This window comes from Citrobacter sp. Igbk 17 (assembly GCF_028069775.1).
In the GTDB taxonomy this organism is placed as follows: domain Bacteria; phylum Pseudomonadota; class Gammaproteobacteria; order Enterobacterales; family Enterobacteriaceae; genus Citrobacter.
On the sequence record NZ_JANEWI010000008.1, the window covers coordinates 59,760 to 85,886 of the forward strand.

Below are 26,127 nucleotides of genomic sequence, written 5' to 3' on the forward strand. Positions count from 1 at the left end.
TTGCAGCGCGTATTATGGCAAAATGATGAGTATAAAACTACGGGCACAGACGATCTGCGCCCGAGGAGAGTTTAGTCGCCCAGACCGCGGCCGGCGTCTTTTTCTTCGATCAGCTCAATTTTATAGCCATCTGGATCTTCAACAAACGCGATGACCGTCGTACCGCCTTTTACCGGACCGGCTTCACGCGTCACGTTACCGCCGTTTTGACGAATACGTTCACAGGCCTCTGCCGCGTTATCTACGCTCAGGGCAATGTGGCCATATGCGGTACCCAATTCATACTTGTCAACGCCCCAGTTATAGGTCAGTTCGATCACGGCTTCGCTGGTTTCAGGGCCGTATCCGACGAATGCCAGAGAGTACTTATATTCAGGGTTTTCGCTGGTACGCAGCAGCTTCATGCCCAACACGTTGGTATAAAACTCGATGGAACGCTGCAGGTCACCCACGCGCAGCATGGTATGAAGTAAACGCATCTTTCTTCCCCTTCAAAAATGGCTAATACATTCAAAATGTTGTTTTAGTATAGCGGCGTTATAACGCCGCTATCAATGAACGATTAGAAATCGATTGGCAATTCTCAGGACCTTACAGGGTAGGGTAATCGGTATAGCCTTCAGCACCGCCGCCGTAAAAACTTTCCGCACGCTGTGGATTGAGCTCGGCTTTACGCTGCAGACGTGCAACCAGATCCGGGTTAGCAATGTAAGCACGACCAAAGGCAACTGCATCGATTAGACCTTTCTCGATCAGTGATTCAGCTTTCTCTGGTGTATAGGCACCCGCACCAATAATCGGACCGTGGAAACGTGCGCGAACTTTCTCGCGAAACGCGTCTGAATACGGTTCGCCACCAGCCCAGTCTGGCTCGGACATATGCAGATAAGCAATGCCGCGCTTGCCCAATTGTTCGATCAGGTACAAAGCATCAGCCTCTTCATTCGGACCGTTGTCGACGTTCTGGAACGAACCGATAGGGGAAACACGGATACCAATGCGATCAGCACCCCATTCTTTAATACCTGCATCGACGACTTCCAGTACCAGACGAGCGCGGTTTTCAACGCTACCGCCGTATTGATCGGTACGCTGGTTTGAAGTTGGCGACAAGAACTGGTGCAGTAAGTAACCGTGAGCAGAGTGCAGCTCGACCAGGTCAAAACCGGCTTCACGCGCATTGGCAATCGCCTGGCGGAAATCATTCACGATACCCGGGATTTCTTCGGTTTCCAGTGCACGTGGCATTGAGGTATCGGCACGTGTGGCCAGTCCATTTTCATCGCGCAGAGACGTTCGGGTGCCGGCACTGATGGCGGACGGCGCAACCGGAGCCTGACCGTTTGGCTGCAGGCTGGAGTGGGAGATACGCCCGGTATGCCACAGCTGAACGGCAATATGGCCCTGCTCAGCGTGTACAGCCGCCGTAATCTTTTTCCACGCAGCAATTTGTGCATCACTGTGCAAACCTGGCGCTCCGGCATAACCTTTCGCCTGTGCAGAAATCTGAGTCGCTTCGCTAATGATAAGACCCGCACTGGCGCGTTGACGGTAGTACTCGGCCATCAGCGGAGTAGGGATGTCGCCAGGTTCGATGCTGCGCAAACGCGTAAGTGGGGCCATAAACACACGGTTTGCCGCAGTGATCGCACCCACCTTAAGCGGGGAAAAGAGTTTTTCAGATGACATGTTACACTCCTGAATAGACCGGTCGTCTAGTGATAAATTAAATAAAAACGCCTGTTAAACGACAGGCGCTGCAATGATGGTTTTGACGTGAGCCAGCGCGTTTTCCAGCGGCGTGGCACTACGCGACATTTTGGCCTGCAGGTTGGCACCCAGCCACAGCGCATACAACACCTGCGCCTGCTGCAAAGGTTCGCCAACAAACGACAGACAATGATTCGCCTGACCTTTTTCCAGCGCCTGCGCCAGCAGCGTAATAATGTGCCGGGCGCCTTTGTCCATTGCTGTGCGCATATCTTCGGAAAGATCGCACACTTCGGCAGACAATTTCACAGTTAAACAGCCACTGATGATGCCGTGCTGGCTAAACTGGTTAAGAGTTTCCTGATAGTAGGCCAGAATGCGGTCGCGGTAGTTTCCTGCGCCCGTCTCAAAATGCGTAGACAGTCGCTGATGATAGCTCGCGTAATGGCGCTCCAGCATCGCCACACCGAACGCTTCTTTTGAGCGAAAATAGTGATAAAACGAACCCTTGGGAACCTCCGCGGTTTTCAGTAGCTCGCTCAAACCCATACCGGTGAAACCGCGCTGCATACACAGTCGCTCGCCGGTCGCCAAAAGATGTTCGCGTGTATCGTGTTCAGTTACTTTGTTCATGTCGAGGAGTGTAATAGACCAGTCGGTCTAATGCAATAGCGCTTGCCAGATTTTCAGTTACCGTCTTCAATAGGTATATCAATCTTACAAAAGGAGGGGATGTGGCCGAACAGCTGGAGTTTTTCCCCGTCCAGAGCCCATGCCGCGGTATATGTCAGTCTGACGATCGCGGTTTTTGTCGTGGATGCTTTCGCAGTCGGGATGAGCGTTTTAACTGGCAGAAAATGAGCGATGCCCAAAAGCAGGAGGTGCTGCGACTTTGTCGCCAGCGTCTGATGCGTAAATTACGCGCAAACAAATCCAACCCGCCGGAAGAACCGCAACAACCTTCACTCTTTTAAAAGCGTTATTGCGTATACTCGATGCACATTCACTTATAAGGAAGCTGCTATGGTTCAGCGTATTACTATTGCGCCGCAAGGCCCGGAATTTTCGCGCTTTGTGATGGGGTACTGGCGTCTGATGGACTGGAATATGTCCGCGCGTCAGCTAGTCAGCTTTATTGAGGAACATCTCGATCTGGGTGTCACGACTGTCGATCACGCGGATATTTATGGCGGATACCAGTGTGAGGCGGCGTTTGGCGAGGCAATGAAACTGGCACCGCACCTGCGTGAAAAAATGCAGATTGTTACCAAATGCGGTATTGCCACGACAGCGAAAGAGGAAAACGCGCTGGGTCATTACATCACTGACAGCGCCCATATTATTGCCAGTGCCGAACAGTCGCTGAAGCTGCTGGCAACCGATCGCCTTGATCTGCTGTTGATCCACCGCCCCGATCCGTTAATGGATGCAGATGATGTGGCGGAAGCTTTCAAGACATTACATCATAGCGGTAAGGTGCGCCATTTTGGTGTCTCTAACTTCACGCCAGCACAGTTTTCACTGCTGCAATCGCGATTACCTTTTACTCTGGCAACCAATCAGGTCGAAATTTCACCGGTGCATCAACCTCTTCTGTTGGATGGGACGTTAGATCAGCTGCAACAACTGCGTGTCCGCCCAATGGCCTGGTCTTGCCTGGGAGGTGGGCGTCTGTTCAATGATGACGCCTTCCAGCCGCTGCGCAATGAACTGGCCGTGATAGCAGAAGAACTGAATGCGCAGTCCATAGAGCAGGTGGTGTATGCGTGGATCCTGCGTCTACCGTCGCAGCCGCTGCCGATTATTGGCTCGGGTAAAATCGAACGTGTGCGTGCTGCAATTGAATCAGAGTCATTGAACATGTCTCGCCAGCAGTGGTTCCGTATTCGTAAAGCGGCTCTCGGTTACGACGTACCTTAATCACGTATTCAGCGTTCCGTCGTTCAAATTTGTGTCACTGGATTACACTTATCAGTCAGACACCTGGATGACGGAGGTTGTATGAAGCGTTTGAGTTTAGCCATCATCACGTTACTGGCCTGTGCTGGTGCACAGGCTGCCAGTGAGAAAGTGGTGATGAATCTGGTGACGTCGCAGGGCGTTGGCCAGGGAATTGGTACTGTCACCATTGCCGAATCCGCAAAAGGGCTGGAGTTTACGCCTGATCTTAAAGCGCTGCCGCCGGGTGAACATGGTTTTCATGTGCATGCTAACGGCAGTTGCCAGCCCGCTATTAAAGAGGGGAAAGCCTCGGCAGCAGAATCGGCTGGCGGTCATTATGACCCGCATAAAACTGGCAAGCATGAAGGTCCGGAAGGTGCAGGCCACATGGGCGACCTGCCTTTACTGGTGGTAAATAACGAAGGGAATGCCACGACGACAGTGACAGCCCCCCGGTTGAAATCACTTGATGAAATTAAAGGTAAGGCGCTGATGATCCACGTTGGTGGCGATAATATGTCCGATCAGCCGAAACCACTTGGCGGCGGAGGGGCACGTTACGCCTGTGGTGTTATCAAGTAATCAGCGACTCAGCGTGCCCGGTGGCGGCGCTTGCTCAAGTTGTGAAAGTGAGCAGTGTAGTCGCCAGATAAGGGCCGATAACTCCTGCGCTGCGGGCTGATGATGATGGGCCAGTGCATCACAGATGCGCTGGAGTTCATTAAGCGTGGCATTCAGCGGACGTTGCTGCACGCCACGTTCACTCATTACATCGCGTAACAGTGAGATACACACATCCCTGACGCGCGCCAGCGGATCTGATCGCGCCTCCCAGACGCGAAGTTGCCATACGACGTGTGAGCAGTTCAGTAACACCACTCCCCAGCGTAGTAACCAACGTCGCGCCAGTGCATCCTGGCTGTTGCTGAGCTGGCTGACATGATGATAGGTCAGCGACTCAAACTCGTTTTCACTGAGTGAAGGATGGTGGCTAAGTTGATCGACAAAGTTACGCCGTAACGCGCGAATATGGCGGCGGCTTTTTCTCGCATCAGAACCTGGTCGTAGAATAGCAAAAGCCAGCCACGACAGCGCGACGCCGGTGATCTTCGCCGTATTGTCATTCAAAAAACCTGCAAAATCATAGACAGGAGGATTGGTCACCGCGATAAACGATCCCATAAAGACGATCAGCTGTCCCCAAAGGCCCGCCAGTTTCGGCATCTGTAATTTTAACAATTGCATGGTGGCAAGCAGCGGAAAGAGAAACAGAATGAACTGCCAGAGATCGGTAATTTGTACCATCAGACCGAATTTCACCACAAAACTGAACAGCGACAGCAGGACCAGGGTGCGCATCAGCAAAGAGAGTGATTTGAATGGGGCCGCTACGGCGGAATACAACACGCAACTGATGGCGGCAAGCGTCAGAGCCCCGGAGCCTGACTCCCATTGTGCACCAATGCTCCACGCGCCGATTGCCATCAGCGTAATAAAGGTACGCAATCCGCTCCAGAGAGCCTCCGCGTTATCGGTATGACGGGCAAGACCCGGCGTACGCTCAATATTGATACGATCGACCGTGACCCCCTTTTCCAGTAAGTGCAGATAATGGCTGCTTTGCAGATAGATACGGCAAAAATAGCGCAGACGCTGCCAGAAGGCGACGTGCCGATAGTCATGCTGATCGACGGGGCACAGCGGGGCGATAATCCGCGCGACGGCGTAGCTGTCGGTATCAGGTTTGACTAACACGGTCAGTAACTGCTCGATGATATCCCGGGTATTAGCCGGAGGATTAGGCCAGTTCAGTAGCATCCGCCGCAGACTGGAAATAACGCTGGTCAACCGCAACTGTTGGTGTAACAACGCATTGAGTAAGGTATTTTGACGGCGAAAACGGTAGTGGCTCCAGAACGCCTGAATACGCAGCAGATTCATTGTCAGGATTTGACCGATCACCCCTTCATGGGCGGTGCGGATAGCATCTGTGGTTTCTGGCTGCCAGAGCAAGCTGGCATGCTCCAGCAAACGTGCATGCATATTTTTCAAAGCGGTCAGCAGCGTGGTGCCATCGGATGTACTGGGCAGGATCATCATCATCAGGCCGCCACAGAGGATCCCGACGACGACTTCGCACACGCGTGCCTGGGCGATATCCCACAGTTGCGTAACCTCTGTAATATGCACCATTGGAAAGGCAATAATCGCCGCGGTATAGCCTGCCAGTTGAAAAGCGTAGGCCACGTTGTTGGTGAAATGTGCACACGCCCAGGTACAAAAACCGATCCAGACTGACATGCTCAACAGAAACAGCCAGGGTTCATTGAGGGTATGGCCGGCTATAATCAATGCGGCCGTTGCACCGAGTAAACTGCCCGCGATACGCCCCAGGCTTTTGCTAATCACGCCTCCAACGGTTGGAAAACTGACTACCGCCGCTGATGTCATCGCCCAGTAGGGTTCGTCCAGATTGAGGTAATAGGCGAAGGTTAACGCCAGACACATCGCAATAGTATTACGCAGCGCGTAACGCCACTGTCCGCTCGTGGCTTTAAACCACGGCAGACTGGCAGGTGTCAGGCGGGGCAGTTTCATTTTTGCTGACCGATGGACACGCTACAGGTTGTCCCCGAAACCAGCGTAACATCGTGCGGAAGGGTATCAAATTCGATACGAACGGGAACCCGCTGCGCCAGACGAACCCACGGAACGTTTGGTTTGATGTCAGGAACCAGACCGGAATTGCTTTCCACACTCTGATCATAAATGGCGCGACCAATGCCGGAAACGTGACCCTGTAACTTAATATTGCCGCTGTAGAGCGTGATAAGAGCAGGTGCCCCGTCTTGAATATGGCGTAGTTTGGTTTCTTCGAAATAGCCCATGACATAAAAAGAGTGGCTGTCGACCAGGGCAAACAGAGGTTTACCCGTTGAGGCGTAGTCTCCGGTACGGGTTGATAGATTGGTGACCCAGCCTGTGACCGGGGCTTTGACTACCGTTTGCGCCAGTTGCCACTGAGCATGGCGCAAACTGGCCTGGGCTGCGGCAACGGTCGCCTGCATGGCTTTTACATTGAGCAGTGCGCTGTCCAAATCTTCGGCCGAGATGAAATTTTGCGACAAATTGCGGCGACGTTTGGCTTCATTATTGGCTTTGGTCAGATCGGACTGCGCTTTGGCCAACTGAGCCTGTGCGTTCAGCTCAGCAATCTGGAAAGGGGTCTTGTCGATAACAAAAAGAACATCGCCTTTGTTAACCAGTTGATTATCTTTAATGTTGAGTTCACTAATGCTGCCAGAGATTTGCGGTGTGATGCTGACCTGTTCAGCGCGGACTTTTCCGTCACGCGTCCATGGCGATTGCATATAGTAATTCCACATCCACCACCCGGCGAGGACGGCAATAACAGCGACTATAATAGTGGAGAAGTATTTAATGGTTTTAAGCGACATAATCACCACGCAATCAACATGACAAAGGCCAGACACACGCAAAGCGTAAAGAGGGACAGATCCATTAACAGGGGATGCCAGATTTCGCCAGAATAGATCCCGTCGCGTAGCAGGCGATGAACAACTAGCCAGAGGATAAATCCTGCAACAAACGCCTTGAAAATAGGGGGGAAGTAGACAGATGCTCCGATCATTAAATCTTGTAGGGGCAATCCTGTTGCATTAAACATAAACTTCACGGGCAAAATCCTTGGCGAAAAGAGCGTTGCTATAGGTTTAGCAAAAAAAGGGACAATGTGTCTCTGTAAGGCATAATGTCTGAAAAAATGTCATCCGGTAAGCAAATTTGGCAATACATTTGTTTTGGGAATACAAATGCTGCACACTATTCTAAAATCAGCACAATAACTTAGCAAGCTAATTATAAGGAGATGAAATTGGAATCGCCATTAGGTTCTGATCTGGCACGGTTGGTGCGCATTTGGCGTGCTCTGATTGACCATCGCCTGAAACCTCTGGAGTTGACGCAGACGCATTGGGTTACGCTGCACAACATTCATCAGTTGCCACCGGATCAATCACAGATCCAGCTGGCTAAAGCGATTGGTATTGAGCAGCCTTCATTGGTGCGTACGCTCGACCAGTTAGAAGAAAAGGGACTCATTTCACGACAGACTTGCGCCAGCGATCGTCGGGCAAAGAGAATTAAATTAACGGAGAAGGCCGAACCGCTGATTGCTGATATGGAAGCGGTTATCAACAAAACGCGCGGCGAAATTTTGGAAGGGATTTCCGCTGAGGAAATTGATCTGCTGATAAAACTGGTCGCCAGACTGGAACACAATATCATTGAACTGCAGTCGCAGGGCTAAAGCGATCAAAACGACGTGTGGCCAGAGGCTGACCACACGTGAATTCGATTAACGTGGAGACACGGTAACCTGGCTACCATTGTTAGCCATAACAACGCGCTGACCTGCAGAGAATTTGGTCGCACCCTGCTTCTGAACCACCATGATGGTATTACCGTCATCCTTACGAATTTCCAGTTCTACGCCCTGGGTTTTATTCATCGCGCCTTGTACGCCCTGGCCTGCTACGCCGCCGGCAACCGCACCCGCAGCTGTCGCTAATGAACGACCGGTACCGCCGCCTACTGTGTTACCGAGGAACCCACCCAGCACAGCACCACCAATAGCGCCAATCACGTTTGCGTCGTCACCACCCTGGATTTGCACCGGACGAACATGAACAATCGTACCGTAGGTAACGTTCTGAACTTGTTTCGCTTCGGATGCGGTATACACGTCACCTGAAAGGCTATCATTGTTAACGCAGCCCGCTAAAGATACGCCCATTAATGAAACAATCAGCACACGTTTAATCATTTACAAATCTCCTTTGTCACCACGAAACGCTAATAAAGCACTCCTCATGGCTAAATTATATGGCATTTGTGAGTCTAAGGTCACATGTTCTACTGGAACAATATGAAAATCTTAACCGAAATCGGGTTAACCGAGTATAAACGAATCATTCATCACGTTAATGGAATTTAGGGGTTACTGGAAAGATTAACCCACAAAAATCATTAAGGAAGCATGGAATTAGTCGACACTTTATGGTGGAGTGTCAAGGCTAATTTGCTTAAAAGGATGACGTATGAAATCGGGCCGTTTTATCGGAGTGATGTCTGGAACCAGTCTTGATGGTGTGGATGTTGTGCTGGCGGCGATAGATGAAACGATGGTTGCGCAGCAGGCAAGTCTGACATGGCCCATCCCCGTTCATGTAAAACAGGCCATTCTGGATATCTGCCAGGGGCAGCAACTGACGCTTTCCCAATACGGTCAACTGGACACGCAGTTGGGGCGTTTGTTCGCCGATGCGGTCAATGCGTTGCTGCAGCAGGAAAAATTAAAACCGCAGGATATTGTTGCGATCGGCTGTCATGGGCAAACCGTGTGGCATGAACCGACAGGACTTGCGCCGCACACGCTACAAATTGGTGATAACAACCAGATTGTTGCGCGTACCGGGGTAACGGTAGTCGGTGATTTTCGTCGGCGCGATATCGCGTTAGGCGGACAGGGGGCACCGCTGGTTCCTGCTTTTCACCAGGCGTTGCTGGCGCATCCAACGGAGCGCCGGATGGTGTTAAATATTGGTGGTATTGCCAATCTGTCACTGCTCATCCCAAAACAACCGGTTCGGGGATATGACACCGGTCCGGGCAATATGCTGATGGATGCCTGGATTTGGCGGCAATGTGGCCAACCTTATGATAAAGATGCGCAATGGGCCTGTTCGGGGACAGTGATTCTGCCGCTGCTGCAAACGATGCTTAATGACCCGTATTTTTCTGCACCAGCGCCAAAGAGTACGGGGCGTGAGTATTTTAATTATGGCTGGATTGAACGCCATCTGGCGCAGTTCCCGGGAATTAGCCCACGAGACGTACAGGCGACGTTGGCTGAACTGACGGCCGTGACGATTTCCGAACAGGTTCTGCTGAGCGGAGGGTGTGAACGGTTGATGGTATGTGGCGGTGGTAGTCGCAATCCACTTCTTATGATGCGTCTGGCGGCGCTGCTGCCGGGGACGGAAGTGACCTCCACCGATGAAGCAGGGATCAGTGGTGATGATATGGAAGCGTTAGCCTTTGCCTGGCTGGCGTGGCGTACACTCGCGGGACTGCCGGGGAACCTGCCTTCTGTGACCGGCGCATCTGAGCCCAGCGTTTTAGGGGCTATTTTTCCCGCCAATCCACGAACTCAGAGTTAACTGAAATTATTCCAGGCGGTATACCGATAAACTAGGGATGTTAGGGAGGGTGTTTTTGCCCTCCGGGACCAGGAAAGTCTTCAGGATATGGCTATGAAAAAACTGTTATTAGTGTGTCTGCCCGTATTGCTTACCGGTTGTAGTGTGTACAACCAATTTGTCGAGCGTATGCAAACGGATACGCTCGAATATCGCTGTGATGAAAAACCGCTTACCGTAAAATTGAATAATACCCGACAGGTAGCGAGCTTTGTTTATGATAATCAACTATTGAATCTCAAACAGGGCGTGTCGGCATCGGGTGCACGCTACACAGATGGTATCTACGTCTTCTGGTCTAAAGGAGACAACGCGACGGTCTATAAACGAGACAGAATTGTGCTGAATAACTGTCAGTTACAGAACCCGAAGCGTTGAGATTTTCACCTGGGCGGCGCACAATAGCGTCACCCACTGACAATCCGTAGCCCAACATCATGCCTGATAACGACGAATTGCAGCAAATCGCGCATCTGCGCCGTGAATACACGAAAGGCGGTCTTCGCCGCCGCGATCTTCCCGCCGAACCCCTCGCGCTGTTTGAGCGCTGGTTGGGGCAAGCCTGTGATGCCAAACTGGCAGACCCTACCGCTATGGTCGTCGCAACAGTCGATGAACACGGTCAGCCGTACCAGCGAATCGTGTTGCTCAAACATTATGATGACAAAGGGCTGGTGTTTTATACCAACATGGGCAGCCGTAAGGCGCACCAGATCGAGAACAACCCGCGCATCAGCCTGTTATTCCCTTGGCATACGCTGGAACGGCAGGTGATGGTTATCGGTAAGGCCGAACGCTTGTCCACGCTTGAGGTGGTGAAATATTTCCACAGTCGCCCGCGCGATAGCCAGATTGGCGCCTGGGTTTCTAAGCAGTCCAGTCGGATCTCCGCACGTGGAATTCTGGAAAGTAAATTTCTTGAGCTGAAGCAGAAGTTTCAGCAAGGGGAAGTGCCGTTGCCAAGTTTCTGGGGCGGCTTTCGCGTGAGCATTGAACAAATGGAGTTCTGGCAGGGAGGCGAAAACCGTCTGCACGACCGTTTTTTATACCAACGTGAAGATGACGCGTGGAAAATTGACCGTCTGGCCCCCTAAAGATGCAAAATTCTTGCTTTAAGCGCTGGTGCTGATGAATCCGGCGCTTTATTCTATGTCTCTTTCGCATCAGGCGAAAAGTCGTGTACCGGCAAAGGTGCAGTCGTTTTATACATGGAGATTTTGATGGCAAGCAGTAACTTGATTAAACAATTGCAAGAGCGGGGGCTGGTGGCCCAGGTGACGGACGAGGAAGCGTTAGCAGAGCGACTGGCGCAAGGCCCGATCGCGCTCTATTGCGGCTTCGATCCTACCGCTGACAGCTTGCATTTGGGGCATCTGGTTCCATTGTTATGCCTGAAACGCTTCCAGCAGGCAGGCCATAAGCCTGTTGCGTTGGTGGGTGGTGCAACGGGTCTGATTGGCGATCCGAGCTTTAAAGCCGCCGAGCGTAAACTGAATACTGAAGATACCGTGCAAGAGTGGGTGGATAAAATCCGCAAACAGGTTGCACCGTTCCTCGATTTCGACTGTGGCGACAACTCGGCGATTGCTGCGAACAACTACGACTGGTTTGGCGGTATGAACGTACTGACTTTCCTGCGTGATATCGGCAAACACTTCTCCGTAAACCAGATGATCAACAAAGAAGCGGTTAAGCAGCGTCTGAACCGTGACGATCAGGGGATCTCCTTTACCGAGTTTTCTTACAACCTGCTGCAAGGTTATGACTTTGCCTGCCTGAATAAACTGCATGGCGTGGCATTGCAAATTGGTGGTTCTGACCAGTGGGGTAACATTACCTCTGGTATCGATCTGACCCGCCGCCTGCATCAGAATCAGGTATTTGGTCTGACGGTTCCGCTGATCACTAAAGCTGACGGTACCAAATTCGGTAAAACGGAAGGTGGCGCAGTTTGGCTGGATCCGAAGAAAACCAGTCCATACAAGTTCTACCAGTTCTGGATCAACACGGCTGATGCGGACGTATATCGCTTCCTGAAATTCTTCACCTTTATGGACATTGAAGAGATCAATGCGCTGGAAGAAGAAGATAAGAACAGCGGTAAAGCACCGCGTGCCCAGTATGTTCTGGCTGAGCAGGTAACGCGTCTGGTTCACGGCGAAGAAGGTTTAGTGGCGGCGAAACGCATTACCGAAAGCCTGTTCAATGGTAACCTGAGCGATCTGAGCGAAGCGGACTTCGAACAGCTGGCGCAGGATGGTGTACCAATGATCGAAATGGACAAGGGTGCCGACCTGATGCAGGCGCTGGTGGATTCTGAACTGCAGCCTTCGCGCGGTCAGGCGCGTAAGACCATTGCGTCTAATGCGGTCACCATTAATGGTGAGAAACAATCTGACCCGGAATATTTCTTCCAGGACAGTGATATTTTGTTCGGCCGCTACACCTTACTGCGCCGTGGCAAAAAGAACTACTGTCTGATTTGCTGGAAATAAGTAAAAGTCAGCAGGGGCGTGGGAAACTACGCCCCTTTATTTTTTAGGGTTGTGGTAAGTAAAATGAAGAATATCCTCGCCATCCAGTCCCACGTTGTTTTTGGCCATGCCGGCAACAGTGCTGCCGAATTTCCGATGCGTCGTCTTGGCGCGAATGTCTGGCCGCTCAACACCGTTCAGTTTTCTAACCACACGCAGTACGGTAAATGGACCGGCTGTGTTATGCCGCCCAGCCACCTGACTGAAATTGTTCAGGGTATTGCTGATATCGATAAACTTAAGACCTGCGATGCGGTGCTGAGTGGTTATCTGGGATCCGCAGAGCAGGGCGAGCATATTCTGGGTATTGTGCGCAAAGTGAAAGCGGCAAATCCTCAGGCGAAATTCTTTTGCGATCCGGTGATGGGGCATCCTGAAAAAGGCTGCATCGTGGCACCTGGCGTTGCGGAATTTCATGTTCGTCATGCACTTCCGGCCAGCGACATTATCGCGCCAAATCTGATTGAGCTCGAAATTCTGTGCGAGCATGCGGTTAACAATGTTGATGAAGCGGTGATGGCTGCCCGTGAACTGATTGCTCAGGGACCGGAAATTGTGCTGGTTAAGCATCTTGCCCGTGCAGGTATCAGCGCAGATCGTTTTGAGATGCTGTTGGTTACCGCCGATCAGGCGTGGCATATCAGCCGTCCGCTTGTCGATTTTGGCGCACGCCAACCGGTTGGCGTTGGTGATGTCACCAGTGGCTTGCTGTTGGTTAAACTGTTGCAGGGGGCTTCATTGCAGCAGGCGCTGGAGCATGTGACTGCGGCGGTGTACGAAATTATGATCGCCACCAAAGAGATGCAGGAGTATGAACTGCAGGTGGTTGCCGCCCAGGATCGTATCGCGAAACCAGAACACTACTTTAGCGCCACTCAGCTGTAATCAATGTGCAATGGCGCTCACGCTTATCGGGCCTACGTTTGTCTGTAGGCCGGGTAAGCGCAAGCGCTACCCGGTAACAGCAATTAATTTAATCCTTCCGCTTTAAGCGCTGCGGCAACTGCCGGACGCTCAGCCATGCGCGTCATATACGCCTCGATATGGCTTAATCCTGCCATATTCAACTTAACTGCATACGCCCAACGTAGCACGGTAAACAGATAGGCATCAGCAATGCTGAAGCGTGCGCCGCAAATCCACGGGTTGTCTTTCAGCGATTCGTTCACATATTGCATTTTTTTCTCAAGCAATGCGCGAACGGTTGGTTTGTACTCCTCTGGCGTATCCGGTCGGAACAGAGGGGTAAAACCTTTATGTAGCTCTGTAGCGATATAGTTAAGCCATTCGATAGTTTTGTAGCGGGAGAGGCTGCTGGTAGGGGCCAGGAGATGACGGTCTGGAACGGTATCTGCCAGATATTGCATGATGGCAACGCCTTCTGTCAGTAGTGTACCGTCATCCAGCAACAGTGCGGGAACTTGTCCTTTCGGGTTTACCGCGAAAAAATCGTCGCCGTTTTCCAGACGTTTCTTCATCAGATCAACACCATCCAGCGTGAAATCTTTACCGCTCTCACGAAGTGTGATGTGGGAAGCAAGAGAACAAGCGCCCGGTTTGTAGAACAGTTTCATCGGTAACTCCTTTTGGCTGAGGTATACCGTATGGTAGTGCTACCTGGAGCAAAAAAAAAGCCGCTAACAACAGTTAGCGGCCTGAAATTAAGTTTCCCTGAGAATTACGCTGTTGCGGCCTTAGAGGCTTTCTCACTGACGTCGTCATCTTGCGTCATGCGGTTCAGTTTCGGCGCAGTCAGCAGCATCAGAACGGCGATAACTGCGGTAGCAACACCAATCTGCAGGAACACGCGACCGTAGACTTCAAGGGACATCAACGGGTCAGTCACATTCTCTGGAACCGCCATCATGTTAGCCACGTAACCACCGATGATGTTTGCACCCGCAGTTGTCAGGAACCAGCTACCCATAATGAAGCCCATCAGACGCTGTGGAACCAACTGTGCCACCATCGCCAGACCCAGACCAGAAATCATCAACTCACCAATACTTTGCAGACCGTAGCAGATGATCAGCCAGTTAACAGAGACTATGCCCGCATCGGTCGCAAATTTCGCACCCAGCGGCAGGATCAGGAATGCGCCTGAGCACAGCACCATACCGATAGCGAACTTGGTAGGCATTGGCAGAGTGTCGCCCATCTTGTTATAGATAGCGGCAAGAATTGGGCTACCAATGATGATCCAGAACGGGTTCAGTGCCTGATACTGTTCTGGTTCGAAAGCAATACCCAGAATAGAGTGTTCAACGTTACGAATCGCGAAGAAGTTCAGGGACGTCGGCATCTGGCTGTACAGCACGAAGAAGATAATGGCTTCCAGCATCAGAATAAAGGCGACGATCATCTTACGACGTGCAGCACCCTGCATAGAGAACGCTTCTTTCGCAAAAATAACCACGATACCCATGGCGATAACACCCAGAACCATACGTGCGATGCCCTGGTTGTGCAGCAGCCATGTTGCGATAGCGATAAGAACCACAACACCAACAATGGTCAACAGCAGGTTGCGGAAGTTGATAGGTTCAAAGTCAGGCTTGGAGCCGTACTGTTTAACCCAACGCTGGCAGAATGCGAAGTTAACAACGGTGATCAGCATACCCACGACGCTCAGGGCGAACGCGGTGCTCCAACCGTAACGTGCTGCCAGCCACGGTGTTGCCAGCATAGAGAAGAATGAACCGATGTTGACGGACATGTAGTACATGGTGAATGCACCATCAAGACGCGGGTCATCTTTGGCATAGCAGGTAGAAAGCAGAGAGGATGGGTTTGCTTTAAACAGGCCGTTACCGACCGCGATGGCCGCCATACCCATATAAACGATACCCGCATCGTGACCAGACCATGCAACCAGTGCATAACCAATAGCCAGGACAACGGCACCCAACATAATCACACGCTTTGTGCCCAGAACTTTATCACCTAACCAGCCACCAATAGCAACAAGGCCATATACCAGGGCGCTAAAGGAGGAGAAAAGAGTGATGGAATCCGCTTCTGACATACCCAGTTGCTTCACCAGGTAGACGGCCATAATCCCTTGCAGGCCGTAATAACCAAAACGCTCCCACAGCTCAATTGAGAAAATGAGATAGAACGCTTTTGGTTGTTTGAAGGCGTTTAAACTGACGCTTTCTGTTGGTTTATTGTTTGCAGTAGACACTTTTACCTCTTTTTTTACATCCCATATCAACGGGGGTGTTCTGGTACGTGATGAGTCAAGTTCATCCGTCCGATTGTTATAGTGGGAGGGGAAACGGCAAGTAATGTTCACTATCTTGACCATTCAGACAAGGGGTTTGTAATAATCTGTTACATATAACTCAGGTGGTGAAATCGTCGGGGCTGAGAAATGTTATCCAGCGTTAAATTTCTTCATTTGAAGAATGGCAGATTTTTACACTGTCAGGATAGGGTGAAAATGGGAATGTGGCGATATGTTCTGCTATTTTGGCTTGAAGGTAGTGATATACCCCATTATCTGAAAAATAGCCAGTGTAATGTTTTGTATCGAAACGAGCCTGTCAGGTCATCTGATTGTCATTTTAACTGCAAAATAATAAATATTTTACATAATGTTATCAGGGTGATCTTGATCACGGATGGATAGAAATTTCTACTATTAAAAAAACGATTAACCTGCTCAGGTGTTAGTTCACAAGAATATTACATTAGATATGCCGGAAGGTACGGCATCATTGTCGGGAAATGAACGATTGAGAAGTGCATAACTAATCGTTATGGAATAGGGGCCAGCGTTATGGCCCCATACTGTCAGATATCGACTTTCTCTTTGAATTCACAAAGATCTTCAATAATACAGGAACCGCAGCGTGGTTTTCTGGCTATGCAGGTGTAGCGACCATGAAGAATTAACCAGTGGTGACAATCGACTTTAAATTCACTGGGGACGACTTTCAGCAGTTTCTCTTCGACCTGTTCGACGTTTTTACCTGGGGCAAATTGTGTACGATTGCAGACCCGAAAAATATGAGTATCTACGGCAATCGTTGGCCAGCCAAAGGCGGTATTCAACACCACATTGGCCGTTTTACGACCAACACCGGGCAGCGCTTCCAGTGCCGCCCTGTCTTCGGGTACTTCGCCATTATGCTGTTCCAGCAGGATACGACAGGTCTTAATCACGTTCTCTGCTTTACTGTTGAACAGACCAATCGTCTTGATATACGACTTAACCCCCTCAACACCGAGCTCGAGCATGGCAGCAGGGGTATTGGCGACGGGGTATAGCTTAGCCGTTGCTTTATTGACGCTGACATCGGTGGCTTGCGCGGAAAGCAAGACCGAAATCAGCAGTTCAAACGGTGACGTAAAGTTGAGTTCGGTAGTGGGATGCGGATTGTTGTCACGCAGGCGCGTCAGTATTTCCAGCCGTTTCGTTTTGTTCATTACACATTCCCAGTTTCACCCGTCGGGTCTGCTGCCATAGCGGCCTCAGCACGACGTTTCTTCATCTTTTCATCAATCAGATACTTAACCGCCAGCATCAGCCCAAGGCCAATAAATGCACCCGGCGGTAGCATGGCCAGCAGAAATGGTGTGTCAGTATGGAAGATCTCCACGCGCAGGACTTTGGCCCAATTGCCCAGCAGTCCGTCTGCACCGTCGAACAATGTACCGTTACCTATTATTTCACGCAGCGATCCGAGAACAAACATGGCGCCGGTCGCCCCCATGCCAATAGAAAAACCATCGAGAGCAGATAAAGCGGGGCCCTTTTTCGCGGCAAAGGCTTCAGCACGGCCAACGACAATGCAGTTGGTCACAATCAACGGGATAAAGATACCCAGTGATTGATACAGGCCAAAGGCGTAGGCATTGATAAGCATTTGTACCGCACTCACCACGGAGGCGATGATCATGACATAAATTGGAATACGGATTTCGGGTGGCGTCCAGCGGCGCAGCGCTGAAATAGTCAGGTTTGTCAGGGTCAACACCAGCGTAGTCGCCAGCCCCAGACCTAACGCATTGGTTGCGGTAGAGGTAACGGCCAGCAACGGACACATGCCGAGTAGCTGGACAAGGGCGGAGTTATTTTTCCAAAGTCCCTGAACAATGACGTCTTTAATTTCGCTCATGGTTATTCTCCACAGGCGCTAAGTTGAGGAAGTTGCGCAGGCAGCGTCTGCGCAAACAGGCCAGCACGTTTCACAGCATTAACCACTGCCCGGGGCGTAATGGTCGCGCCGGTGAACTGATCAAAATCGCCACCATCTTTTTTCACCGCCCAGTGAGGGTCGTTTTCCGCGTTAATCGTTTTGCCGCTAAAGTGGGTTATCCAGTCTGACAGACGTAACTCAATTTTATCACCGAGGCCTGGCGTTTCATGATGTTCCGTCACCCGCGTACCCAGCACAGTACCGTTGAAATCTACACCAACCAGCAGTTGAATTGCACCGGAATAACCATCGGGTGCCGTGGCCTCCAGAATTGCCGCAACCGGACGGTCGTCCTGGCGGGCAATATAGACACGATGTGTACCTTTACCTAATGCCTGCGCATTCACCAGATAGCAACTTTCTGGCAGATTGTTATTGTAGCGATCGCCAGGTAGTACCTGATCAAACAGCGCCTTTTGTTGAAGAGCCGCTTGTTCATCAATGGTAGACTTGGTTAACTGATTAATCGCCGCCGTTAACCCTGTAGAGCCCGCGGCAAACAGTGCCAGAGTGATACCGTGTTTACGAATCGTTTTCAGCATGCGTTGTCCTTAGCGATGTCCGTACACACGAGGACGGGTGTAATAATCAATCAGCGGAACGGTGATATTTGCCAGTAACACGGCAAAGGCCACGCCATCAGGATATCCCCCAAAACTACGAATCAGCCAGACCAACAGACCCGCAAGCGCGCCAAAAATCAGGCGACCACGGTTGGTTGTTGATGCCGTAACGGGATCGGTAAGAATAAAGAATGCGCCCAGCATGGTAGCACCGGAAAGCAGATGCAACTGCGGTGATGCCAGCGACGCCGGAGAGAAAAACCAGCCTAACGTTGAACAAACGGCAAGTGACAGCAGAAAACTAACCGGGATATGCCAACGAATTGCTTTTTGCCATAACAACACGATGCCGCCCGCCAGCCAGGCAAGGTTAACCCACTGCCAACCTGCGCCCGCGAGCATGCCGCTGTAAATCGGATACTGCATCACCTGCTCAACAGTATGTCCCGCGTGCAGGGAGGTCTTAAAGGTGTCCAGCGGTGTTGCCTGACTGATGCCGTCGATCCCTATACGGAGCGTGTTCATATCGCTGCCGCCAGCGGTATGTCCGGTAAAGATAACGTTTAAAGCATCAAAAAAGCCGGGCACCGTAGCGGCAATTTCATGCGGTGGCAGCCAGCTTGTCATCTGCACCGGGAATGAGATCAACAGCACGACATAACCAATCATTGCCGGATTAAATGGATTCTGCCCAAGACCGCCATACAGTTGCTTGGCAATGATAACGGCAAAGACGGTACCCAGGATCACCATCCACCACGGAGCCAGAGGGGGAATACTGACGGCAAGCAGCAACCCTGTCAGCAGGGCTGAATTGTCTTTCAGGATCGCGGCTACGGGCTGTTTACGTAGTTTAAGCACGCCCGCTTCGGCGGCGATGGCACTGACCGATGCCAGTGCTATCTGGAACAATGTACCCCAGCCGAAGAACCACCATTGAGCGGCAATTCCTGGTAATGCAGCAATCAGAACCAGCATCATGATACGCGATGTCTGACGCTGGTTATGGGTATAAGGGGAGCTAGCTATTCTGAATACCATTTATTCCTCGTTTACAACCTGCTGCTGTGCGGCTTTCTTGGCCTGAGCGCGTGCAATAGCGGCGGCAACGGCCGCTTTGCGCGAGTCAACCGGTTCGACAGATTCCGTGGTGGCTTGTTGCTCAAGCTTGCGGGCTTTGGCGCGGGCAATTGCGGCTTCGACGGCAGCTTTGCGCGGGTCAACCGGCTCGGCGGGTTCCGTGGTGGCTTGTTGCTCAAGCTTCCGGGCTTTGGCGCGGGCAATTGCGGCTTCGACGGCAGCTTTGCGCGGGTCAACCGGCTCGGCGGGGTCCGTGGTGGCTTGTTGCTCAAGCTTCCGGGCTTTGGCGCGGGCAATAGCAGCTTCGACGGCCGCTTTGCGCGGGTCCGTACCCGCGCTGCTGTCCTCTTCTTTTGACAGATTTTCACTGCGTGCGGCGCGAGCCTGCGCTTTTCGCGCTTCACGTGCGGCAATCACTGCGCTGTTATCAGGTTTTTCACCCGCCTGGATGACAACCGGCTGCATCGCCTGAGCCTGTTTCTCTTTTACGCGAGCCAGTGCGGCAGCGATGGCATCATGATCTTTCGCTGCAGGTTGTACAGCTGCGCTTTTATGCCGTTCAAGACGTGCCGCTTTTTCACGCTCAAGTCGGGCCTGGCGGGCCTCAAAGCGCGCTTTTGCTTCTGCAGCACGTTTTTCTTCCTGACTGATGGCGTAAATCTCCGCCTTTTCCTGGCGGAAGTACTGTACCAGCGGGATATTGCTTGGGCATACCCATGCACATGCCCCGCATTCAATGCAGTCAGCAATGTTGTGGGTTGTCGCTTTATCATGCTGCTGGCCTTTACTGAACCAGTAAAGTTGCTGCGGCAGAAGATCGGCAGGGCAGGCATCGGCACAGGCGCTACAGCGAATACAGCCTTTCTCTTCCTGCGGTTCACCCATTTCACTGGCAGAGGGCGCAAGCAGGCAGTTGCTGATCTTCACGATGGGAACATCCAGCCAGGGCAGGGTAAAGCCCATTAGCGGACCGCCCATGATCACCATCTGGTCAGCAGAAGGACAGAAACCTGCATCGTTAAGCAGGTGACGAACAGGTGTACCCAATCGCGCCCAAACGTTGCCCGGGCGGCTGACTGCTTCGCCCGTTAGCGTGACCACTCGCTCGGTGATTGGCTCACCGTCAATAACGGCCCGCTTGACAGCATAGGCAGTCCCCACGTTTTGCATCAGCACCCCGATATCGGAGGAACGTCCACCGTGAGGCACCTGCTTCCCGGTCAGGATTTGCGTCAGTTGCTTGGCGCCGCCTGACGGGTATTTGGTGGGGATGACACGTAAGCTGATATCGTGAGAATCAGCCAACACAGCGCGCAGCATGGAGATGGCTTGTGGTTTGTTATCTTCAATGCCCAGCAGGACTTCACGCGGTTGAAGAATATGAGCGAGTATGCGGATACCTTCGACTACCTGAGCCGCGCAATCTTGCATTAAGCGGTCATCGGCGGTGATGTAGGGTTCACATTCAGCGGCGTTGATGATCAGTGTTTCAATTTTATCACCGCCACCTTGCAGTTTGACGCCAGTTGGAAAACCTGCGCCGCCGAGTCCGGCAACACCGAATTGGTGAATACGGGCTATGAGCTCCTCGCGGCTGTGGGCACGATAATTTGCCCAGCCGTCACGCTCAATCCAGCGATCCTCACCGTCCGCATCAATGATGACGCTAAGTTCAGCTAAAGCCGAAGGATGCGCGGTGGAGTGCGGGGCAATGGCAACAACGGTGCCGGAGGTTGGGGCGTGCACGGGCAGCATTCTGCCGCGCCCACGGGTCAGCGCCTGACCACGCAGCACGGTATCGCCCACATTGACACACAGTTCACCTTCAGCGCCAATATGCTGCTTCAACGGAATAATAAAGCGCGGAGCCAGCGGAACCTGCCGCAGCGGTGTCCCGTTAGATTGGGTCTTCATTTCTGGTGGGTGAATGCCGCCATCAAAGTCCCAGATTTTATTTTTTCTGAATGCGGAGAATAACTTAAGCATGTTGTTCCACAGGAATGATGCGCACAGGAATAGTGTTTAAATCCCACTTCCAGCTGTCAGGTGTTTCGGCGACCGGGCGTAATTCGATACATTGGGTCGGGCACGGATCAACGCACAAGTTGCATCCGGTGCACAGATCGCTCATCACCGTGTGCATGGCGCGCGTCGCGCCCACGATGGCATCGACCGGGCAGGCCTGAATACATTTTGTGCAGCCGATACAGTTATTTTCATCAATTACCGCCAGCATACGGACGGGGGTAGCATCCTGCTCATCACCATCAATAGGTTGCGGATCGACGTTCAACAGGGCCGCAATTTTTAGCATCACCGCTTCGCCACCAGGGGCGCAGCGGTTGATTTTTTCACCCTGGCAACCAATCGCTTCAGCATAAGGACGGCAGCCCGGGTAACCGCACTGTCCACACTGGCTTTGCGGGAGAATTTCATCAATTTTCTCCACGACCGGATCATCCTCGACGGCAAATCGACGAGAGGCATAACCCAAAATAGCGCCGAACGCCAGACCCAGCAGACTTACTGCGGCAACGGCAATCCAGATAGCATTCATTACAACTTCACCAAACCACTAAAGCCCATAAAGGCCAAAGACATTAAACCAGCGGTAATCAGCGCAATCGCATTACCGCGGAACGGGGCAGGAACGTCTGCCACGGCGAGGCGTTCGCGAATTGCGGCGAACAGAACCATCACCAGTGAGAAGCCGACGGCGGCGGAAAAACCGTACAGCGCCGACTGTAAAAAATTATGCCCAAGGTTGATGTTCAGCAACGCCACACCCAAAACCGCGCAGTTAGTGGTGATCAGCGGTAAGAAGATCCCCAGCAGGCGATACAGCGCAGGGCTGGTTTTGCGTACAACCATCTCGGTAAATTGCACTACCACGGCGATGACCAGAATAAACGCCAGCGTGCGCAGGTAGATGAGATCGAGAGGGATAAGGATCCAGGTGTCAATCAGCCATGCGCAAATGGATGCCAGCGTCATTACAAAGGTCGTGGCGAGGCCCATACCCATTGCGGTTTCCAGTTTTTTGGAAACGCCCATAAAGGGGCATAAGCCCAGAAACTTGACCAGTACAAAGTTATTGACCAGTACAGTTCCGACAAACAGCAGCAGGTAATCAGTCATTTTTCGGCCTGAAATAAAAAAGCCGCCTATTATCTGACAATCTACAACAGGCGACAACAGGTTAACTGTAGGGTTATTACGGGTTCACAAACGTTGTCTTAACGCGTTGCGAGCGTTTGAAATAGGGTACCAGCAGCGCAGCCGCCAACAAGGGGAACAGCAGTTGACGCACGGCAAACGCATCCGGAACAGGAGAGAATGCAAACGCTTTAATCGCCAGCAATACCGAGATCAGCAGCCATATAATATAGTGTTTTGGCACACAGGCTCTGCGTTTGAAAAACGCGACGGTCAGCCACAGCGTGTAGTACCACATGGCGATAGCGGTAATAAAGGAGACGCCCCATAGCAGCAAATTCGTCGTACTTTGCTCGCTCAGCGTGTGGAATGTCTGCGGTGTAGCCAACGCAGTGACATACAGCAGTAACGCCAGCGAAGCACTTAACAACGCGACTAACAGCCAGGCCAATGGCCCAAGTAGCCAGCCTCCGATACGTTGTGCCGGTGTTGTAGTCATTTCATCTCCAGGTTTACGCGCGCGAACAGACATGCCGTTCATTTTGGGGCAATTATTATAAAGCTTTTAACGTCAGACGCTACTTTCTTGTTTATTGCACGTAATGCCAGACGGATTTTGGCACCTGACCGACATCGAACAGGCGACCGCCCGAAATGAGCTCGGCACGACGGTGGTCTGCAGCGCGATACATATTGATAATGTCGCTATCGTCAGTCAGTGTGTAGTTAAGATGATCGAACAATTTTTCCAGACTTTCTAGCGAACTGATTTTGCGGAATTTTAATAAGTAATCCTGAACAGTCATAAAAGGCAATCCATATTAATAAAATAATACTAACGGAGTAATAAATATTAAAAAACAACCAACGTTGTACAGGTAAACGCGAATTTGCACGCAAATGTAAGAAGAGTTTTCAACCCTGTGGGAAACCAGGCGCTATTCGCGCCTGCGGAAAGGGTAACGCGCTTCACGATCGCAGGCAATACGCGCTGGAGCGGGATGCGGCATAATTCGCTTTTTTTTTGACAAAAACTGATCTTTTACAGCCCTACCCAGCAACCATCGCGGAGTTAACTGCCAGGCTATAACGGGCTGCGTATATTTATTTTTTCTGTACTGCAGCGACGGGTTCCGGTGGTTGGTAGTTGTCAATATGATTGGCAACACCCAACAGGATCACGGAGACCACGAGAACAATCCAACCTGTTAATTCAATAAGACGATTCATTACTGACGACATTTGCTTTGATTTATCCATAAACACAGGTAGCAAATGTTACTTATCAATAAATAATACAGCAAGAGCATTGGGAACGATTTCGATGACTTTTTCGCGGCAAGTTAACTCTAAGTGGCATATGTTTGACTTAAGTTAAGCAACAGCCTTTGTAGCACAAAGGTTATTAAACTATTGTGGCGCTACTGTCTATGGTGTGAAATAGGCCAGATCTGAATTGAGAGGCAAAAACATGAGTGACAACATCCGCGTTGGGCTAATCGGTTACGGTTATGCCAGTAAAACTTTCCATGCCCCCCTGATCGTGGGCACTCCGGGTCTGGAACTGGTTGCGGTGTCCAGTAGTGATGAAACAAAAGTGAAGGCGGACTGGCCTTCAGTGGCAGTTGTTACTGAGCCCAAACACCTGTTTAACGATCCGAGTATCGACCTGATTGTGATCCCTACACCCAATGATACACACTTCCCGCTGGCGAAAGCGGCGCTGGAAGCAGGTAAGCACGTGGTTGTTGATAAGCCTTTCACTGTGACACTGTCACAAGCACGCGAGCTGGATGCGCTGGCCAGAAGCGTAGGTCGCCTGCTTTCTGTCTTCCATAACCGTCGCTGGGACAGCGATTTTCTGACGCTGAAAGCCTTGCTGGCGGATGGCGCGTTGGGTGAGGTGGCTTATTTTGAATCTCATTTCGATCGCTTCCGTCCGCAGGTCCGTGACCGCTGGCGTGAACAGGGTGGCCCGGGGAGTGGTATCTGGTATGACTTAGCGCCGCATCTTTTAGATCAGGCAATTAACCTGTTTGGCTTACCCGTGAGTCTGACGGTCGATCTGGCACAGCTCCGCCCGGGGGCGCAGTCAACAGATTACTTCCATGCCATCCTGACGTATCCGCAGCGACGGGTGATTCTGCACGGAACGATGCTGGCAGCCGCTGAGTCTGCTCGTTATATCGTTCACGGATCGCGTGGCAGCTATGTGAAGTATGGTCTGGACCCACAAGAGGAACGTCTTAAAAATGGTGAACGCCTGCCGCAGGAGGACTGGGGTTACGACATGCGTGATGGTGTACTGACACGTATGGAAGGCGATGAGCAGGTGGAAGAAACCTGGCTAACCGTGCCAGGCAATTATCCGGCGTACTATGCGGGTATCCGTGATGCGCTGAATGGTAACGGCGAGAACCCGGTTCCAGCCAGACAAGCCATCCAAATCATGGAACTGATTGAGCTGGGCATTGAATCGGCGAAACACCGTTCGACGCTGTGCCTTGCCTGATAATGTCCAGGCATCTTATCCGGCCTACATTGTAACGTAGGCCGGATAAGCGTTAGCGCCATCCGGCAATAAAACCACTACGCTGCGGCGACTTTCTCACGCAGTGCTTGTTTCTCTACATTGCTCAGGAACGCCATTTCCAGACCATTGATTTGCGCCTGGCGAATCTGTTCACGCGTTAATCCTGCAGCCGGGGCGGCTACGGTGTATTCGTGAATAATATCCACGCCCTGAACCGCCGGATCGTCCGTATTCAGACTGGCCAGTACACCGTGCTCAAGGAATGTTTTCAGCGGATGCGTCGTCAGTGAGGCGACGGTACTGGTTTGAATATTCGATGTCAGGCAGGATTCAATACCGATACGCTGCTCGGCGAGAAAATCCATCAGGGCGCGATCTTCGACGGCTTTTACACCGTGGCCAATACGCTCTGCTCCCAGTTCTCTGATAGCTTGCCAGATGCTTTCCGGGCCCGCCGCTTCACCTGCATGAACCGTGATATGCCAACCTGTGTCGCGCGCACGGTTGAAATGGGACAGGAACAAACTGCCCGGGAAACCGAGTTCATCGCCGGCCAAATCCAGCGCTGTGATGTGATCACGGTGCGCTAGCAGTGCATCCAGTTCCTGCAGACAGGCGGCTTCGCCGAAGGTACGGCTCATAATGCCAATTAAACGGGCTTCAACGCCAAAGGTCTTGCAGCCCTCGCGTACGCCGGCAATAACGGCTTCAACCACACCTGCAACGGGGAGTTGATGCGCCATAGCCATGTAGCCTGGAGAAAAACGTAATTCAACGTAATGCAGACCATTACGTGCGGCATCCTCGATATTTTCAAATGCGACGCGACGACAGGCATCCAGCGATGCCAGCACTTTCACACCCCAGTCAAGCTTTGACAAAAAACTGACCAAATCAGGCTCAGTTGACGTTACCTGCACGTGAGGGATCAGCGTTTCAAGTGTTTGAGCAGGAAGCGTTAAATTAAACTGACGACCAAGATCCAGGATCGTTTGGGCACGGATGTTCCCATCAAGGTGGCGATGGACGTCGGTTAAAGGAAGGGAAGTATCAATCATGGTCGCACTCATGTTTTTAGGTAAAGTGCGCAGTATTATAAGAATAAATCGGGATAAAAATCTATGT

The 26,127-nt window shown here is 51.6% G+C and carries 29 protein-coding genes and 1 pseudogene; 10 read left to right on the plus strand and 20 right to left on the minus strand.

Features of this window, described 5'->3' with window-relative positions:
* Positions 1-71 precede the first annotated feature (71 nt).
* The 3 genes from gloA to NNO08_RS06975 all read right to left on the minus strand — a co-directional run bounded on the left by gloA (position 72) and on the right by NNO08_RS06975 (position 2,343).
* On the minus strand, positions 72-479 hold the full coding sequence (gene gloA, locus NNO08_RS06965; protein WP_003029198.1) for a lactoylglutathione lyase: 408 nt from the start codon (positions 477-479) through the stop codon (positions 72-74).
* A 112-nt stretch (positions 480-591) separates the two neighbouring features.
* Positions 592-1,689, minus strand: a complete 1,098-nt coding sequence (locus tag NNO08_RS06970) for an alkene reductase (protein ID WP_005127184.1) — start codon at positions 1,687-1,689, stop codon at positions 592-594.
* Positions 1,690-1,743: 54 nt separating this feature from the next.
* The gene (locus tag NNO08_RS06975; protein ID WP_271456424.1) at positions 1,744-2,343 is read right to left on the minus strand and encodes a TetR/AcrR family transcriptional regulator; all 600 of its coding nucleotides are present in this window, start codon (positions 2,341-2,343) and stop codon (positions 1,744-1,746) included.
* A gap of 101 nt (positions 2,344-2,444) precedes the next feature.
* Here NNO08_RS06975 and NNO08_RS06980 point away from each other — a divergent pair, with 101 nt between their 5' ends.
* From NNO08_RS06980 to sodC, 3 genes are all read left to right on the plus strand, one after another.
* Positions 2,445-2,684 (plus strand): DUF1289 domain-containing protein, encoded by a 240-nt coding sequence (locus NNO08_RS06980; protein WP_137381278.1) that lies wholly within the window; start codon positions 2,445-2,447, stop codon positions 2,682-2,684.
* A gap of 49 nt (positions 2,685-2,733) precedes the next feature.
* Positions 2,734-3,630, plus strand: coding sequence for an aldo/keto reductase (locus NNO08_RS06985; RefSeq protein WP_271440573.1), 897 nt, complete (start codon positions 2,734-2,736; stop codon positions 3,628-3,630).
* A gap of 81 nt (positions 3,631-3,711) precedes the next feature.
* The gene (gene sodC / locus NNO08_RS06990) at positions 3,712-4,233 is read left to right on the plus strand and encodes a superoxide dismutase [Cu-Zn] SodC (RefSeq protein WP_271456425.1); all 522 of its coding nucleotides are present in this window, start codon (positions 3,712-3,714) and stop codon (positions 4,231-4,233) included.
* On the opposite strand, the pseudogene NNO08_RS06995 reads toward sodC, so the two are convergent.
* The 3 genes and pseudogenes from NNO08_RS06995 to NNO08_RS07005 all read right to left on the minus strand — a co-directional run bounded on the left by NNO08_RS06995 (position 4,209) and on the right by NNO08_RS07005 (position 7,348).
* Positions 4,209-6,249: pseudogene (locus NNO08_RS06995) on the minus strand (FUSC family protein). The gene sodC and the pseudogene NNO08_RS06995 overlap by 25 nt on opposite strands.
* On the minus strand, positions 6,246-7,109 hold the full coding sequence (locus NNO08_RS07000) for an efflux RND transporter periplasmic adaptor subunit (protein WP_271440571.1): 864 nt from the start codon (positions 7,107-7,109) through the stop codon (positions 6,246-6,248). The pseudogene NNO08_RS06995 and the gene NNO08_RS07000 overlap by 4 nt, the downstream one beginning before the upstream one ends.
* Positions 7,110-7,111: 2 nt before the next feature.
* Positions 7,112-7,348, minus strand: coding sequence for a DUF1656 domain-containing protein (locus NNO08_RS07005; RefSeq protein WP_202038724.1), 237 nt, complete (start codon positions 7,346-7,348; stop codon positions 7,112-7,114).
* A 192-nt stretch (positions 7,349-7,540) separates the two neighbouring features.
* Between NNO08_RS07005 and slyA the strand changes: the two genes are divergently transcribed.
* A complete protein-coding gene (gene slyA, locus NNO08_RS07010) occupies positions 7,541-7,981 on the plus strand; it encodes a transcriptional regulator SlyA (protein ID WP_019076732.1) in 441 nt (146 codons plus the stop codon).
* Between the two features lie 48 nt (positions 7,982-8,029).
* Here the strand turns inward: slyA and slyB are convergent, their stop codons facing one another.
* Entirely contained in the window at positions 8,030-8,497 is a 468-nt protein-coding gene (gene slyB, locus NNO08_RS07015; RefSeq protein ID WP_003029175.1) for an outer membrane lipoprotein SlyB, read from the minus strand.
* A gap of 274 nt (positions 8,498-8,771) precedes the next feature.
* Here slyB and anmK point away from each other — a divergent pair, with 274 nt between their 5' ends.
* From anmK to pdxY, 5 genes are all read left to right on the plus strand, one after another.
* Positions 8,772-9,893 carry an anhydro-N-acetylmuramic acid kinase gene (gene anmK, locus NNO08_RS07020; RefSeq protein ID WP_271456426.1) on the plus strand — a complete coding sequence of 374 codons (1,122 nt, stop codon included), beginning with the start codon at positions 8,772-8,774 and terminating at the stop codon, positions 9,891-9,893.
* Positions 9,894-9,980: 87 nt separating this feature from the next.
* The gene (gene mliC / locus NNO08_RS07025) at positions 9,981-10,310 is read left to right on the plus strand and encodes a C-type lysozyme inhibitor (protein ID WP_202038722.1); all 330 of its coding nucleotides are present in this window, start codon (positions 9,981-9,983) and stop codon (positions 10,308-10,310) included.
* 59 nt (positions 10,311-10,369) lie between these two features.
* Entirely contained in the window at positions 10,370-11,026 is a 657-nt protein-coding gene (gene pdxH / locus NNO08_RS07030) for a pyridoxamine 5'-phosphate oxidase (protein WP_271456427.1), read from the plus strand.
* Positions 11,027-11,152: 126 nt separating this feature from the next.
* A complete protein-coding gene (tyrS, locus tag NNO08_RS07035) occupies positions 11,153-12,427 on the plus strand; it encodes a tyrosine--tRNA ligase (protein ID WP_020996426.1) in 1,275 nt (424 codons plus the stop codon).
* A gap of 63 nt (positions 12,428-12,490) precedes the next feature.
* On the plus strand, positions 12,491-13,351 hold the full coding sequence (gene pdxY, locus NNO08_RS07040) for a pyridoxal kinase PdxY (RefSeq protein WP_271440570.1): 861 nt from the start codon (positions 12,491-12,493) through the stop codon (positions 13,349-13,351).
* Positions 13,352-13,434: 83 nt separating this feature from the next.
* Here the strand turns inward: pdxY and gstA are convergent, their stop codons facing one another.
* The 12 genes from gstA to blr form a co-directional block, all read right to left on the minus strand.
* Positions 13,435-14,040, minus strand: coding sequence for a glutathione transferase GstA (gstA, locus tag NNO08_RS07045; RefSeq protein ID WP_202038721.1), 606 nt, complete (start codon positions 14,038-14,040; stop codon positions 13,435-13,437).
* A 104-nt stretch (positions 14,041-14,144) separates the two neighbouring features.
* Positions 14,145-15,650, minus strand: a complete 1,506-nt coding sequence (gene dtpA, locus NNO08_RS07050) for a dipeptide/tripeptide permease DtpA (protein ID WP_271440569.1) — start codon at positions 15,648-15,650, stop codon at positions 14,145-14,147.
* Between the two features lie 611 nt (positions 15,651-16,261).
* Positions 16,262-16,897 (minus strand): endonuclease III, encoded by a 636-nt coding sequence (gene nth, locus NNO08_RS07055; RefSeq protein ID WP_137381266.1) that lies wholly within the window; start codon positions 16,895-16,897, stop codon positions 16,262-16,264.
* Entirely contained in the window at positions 16,897-17,589 is a 693-nt protein-coding gene (locus NNO08_RS07060) for an electron transport complex subunit E (protein WP_271454401.1), read from the minus strand. Before NNO08_RS07060 ends, nth begins: the two co-directional genes overlap by 1 nt.
* A gap of 2 nt (positions 17,590-17,591) precedes the next feature.
* Positions 17,592-18,212: an electron transport complex subunit RsxG gene (gene rsxG / locus NNO08_RS07065; RefSeq protein ID WP_271440568.1), complete on the minus strand. Its 621-nt coding sequence runs from the start codon at positions 18,210-18,212 to the stop codon at positions 17,592-17,594.
* Between the two features lie 9 nt (positions 18,213-18,221).
* Positions 18,222-19,274 carry an electron transport complex subunit RsxD gene (gene rsxD / locus NNO08_RS07070; RefSeq protein WP_271456428.1) on the minus strand — a complete coding sequence of 351 codons (1,053 nt, stop codon included), beginning with the start codon at positions 19,272-19,274 and terminating at the stop codon, positions 18,222-18,224.
* Complete coding sequence (gene rsxC / locus NNO08_RS07075; protein WP_271456429.1) at positions 19,275-21,299, minus strand: electron transport complex subunit RsxC; 2,025 nt, start codon at positions 21,297-21,299, stop codon at positions 19,275-19,277.
* On the minus strand, positions 21,292-21,870 hold the full coding sequence (rsxB, locus tag NNO08_RS07080; RefSeq protein ID WP_271454397.1) for an electron transport complex subunit RsxB: 579 nt from the start codon (positions 21,868-21,870) through the stop codon (positions 21,292-21,294). Before rsxB ends, rsxC begins: the two co-directional genes overlap by 8 nt.
* On the minus strand, positions 21,870-22,451 hold the full coding sequence (gene rsxA, locus NNO08_RS07085; protein WP_005121199.1) for an electron transport complex subunit RsxA: 582 nt from the start codon (positions 22,449-22,451) through the stop codon (positions 21,870-21,872). The genes rsxB and rsxA overlap by 1 nt, the downstream gene beginning before the upstream one ends.
* A gap of 76 nt (positions 22,452-22,527) precedes the next feature.
* Positions 22,528-22,968: a DUF2569 domain-containing protein gene (locus tag NNO08_RS07090; RefSeq protein ID WP_271440565.1), complete on the minus strand. Its 441-nt coding sequence runs from the start codon at positions 22,966-22,968 to the stop codon at positions 22,528-22,530.
* 91 nt (positions 22,969-23,059) lie between these two features.
* Positions 23,060-23,275 (minus strand): transcription modulator YdgT, encoded by a 216-nt coding sequence (gene ydgT / locus NNO08_RS07095; protein ID WP_003832804.1) that lies wholly within the window; start codon positions 23,273-23,275, stop codon positions 23,060-23,062.
* A gap of 298 nt (positions 23,276-23,573) precedes the next feature.
* Entirely contained in the window at positions 23,574-23,699 is a 126-nt protein-coding gene (blr, locus tag NNO08_RS07100; protein ID WP_040233850.1) for a division septum protein Blr, read from the minus strand.
* A 241-nt stretch (positions 23,700-23,940) separates the two neighbouring features.
* On the opposite strand from blr, the gene NNO08_RS07105 reads away from it, so the two are divergent.
* Positions 23,941-24,981 (plus strand): oxidoreductase, encoded by a 1,041-nt coding sequence (locus tag NNO08_RS07105; protein WP_048211743.1) that lies wholly within the window; start codon positions 23,941-23,943, stop codon positions 24,979-24,981.
* 77 nt (positions 24,982-25,058) lie between these two features.
* On the opposite strand, the gene add is transcribed toward NNO08_RS07105, so the two are convergent.
* On the minus strand, positions 25,059-26,060 hold the full coding sequence (add, locus tag NNO08_RS07110) for an adenosine deaminase (RefSeq protein ID WP_271456430.1): 1,002 nt from the start codon (positions 26,058-26,060) through the stop codon (positions 25,059-25,061).
* Positions 26,061-26,127: the final 67 nt, after the last annotated feature.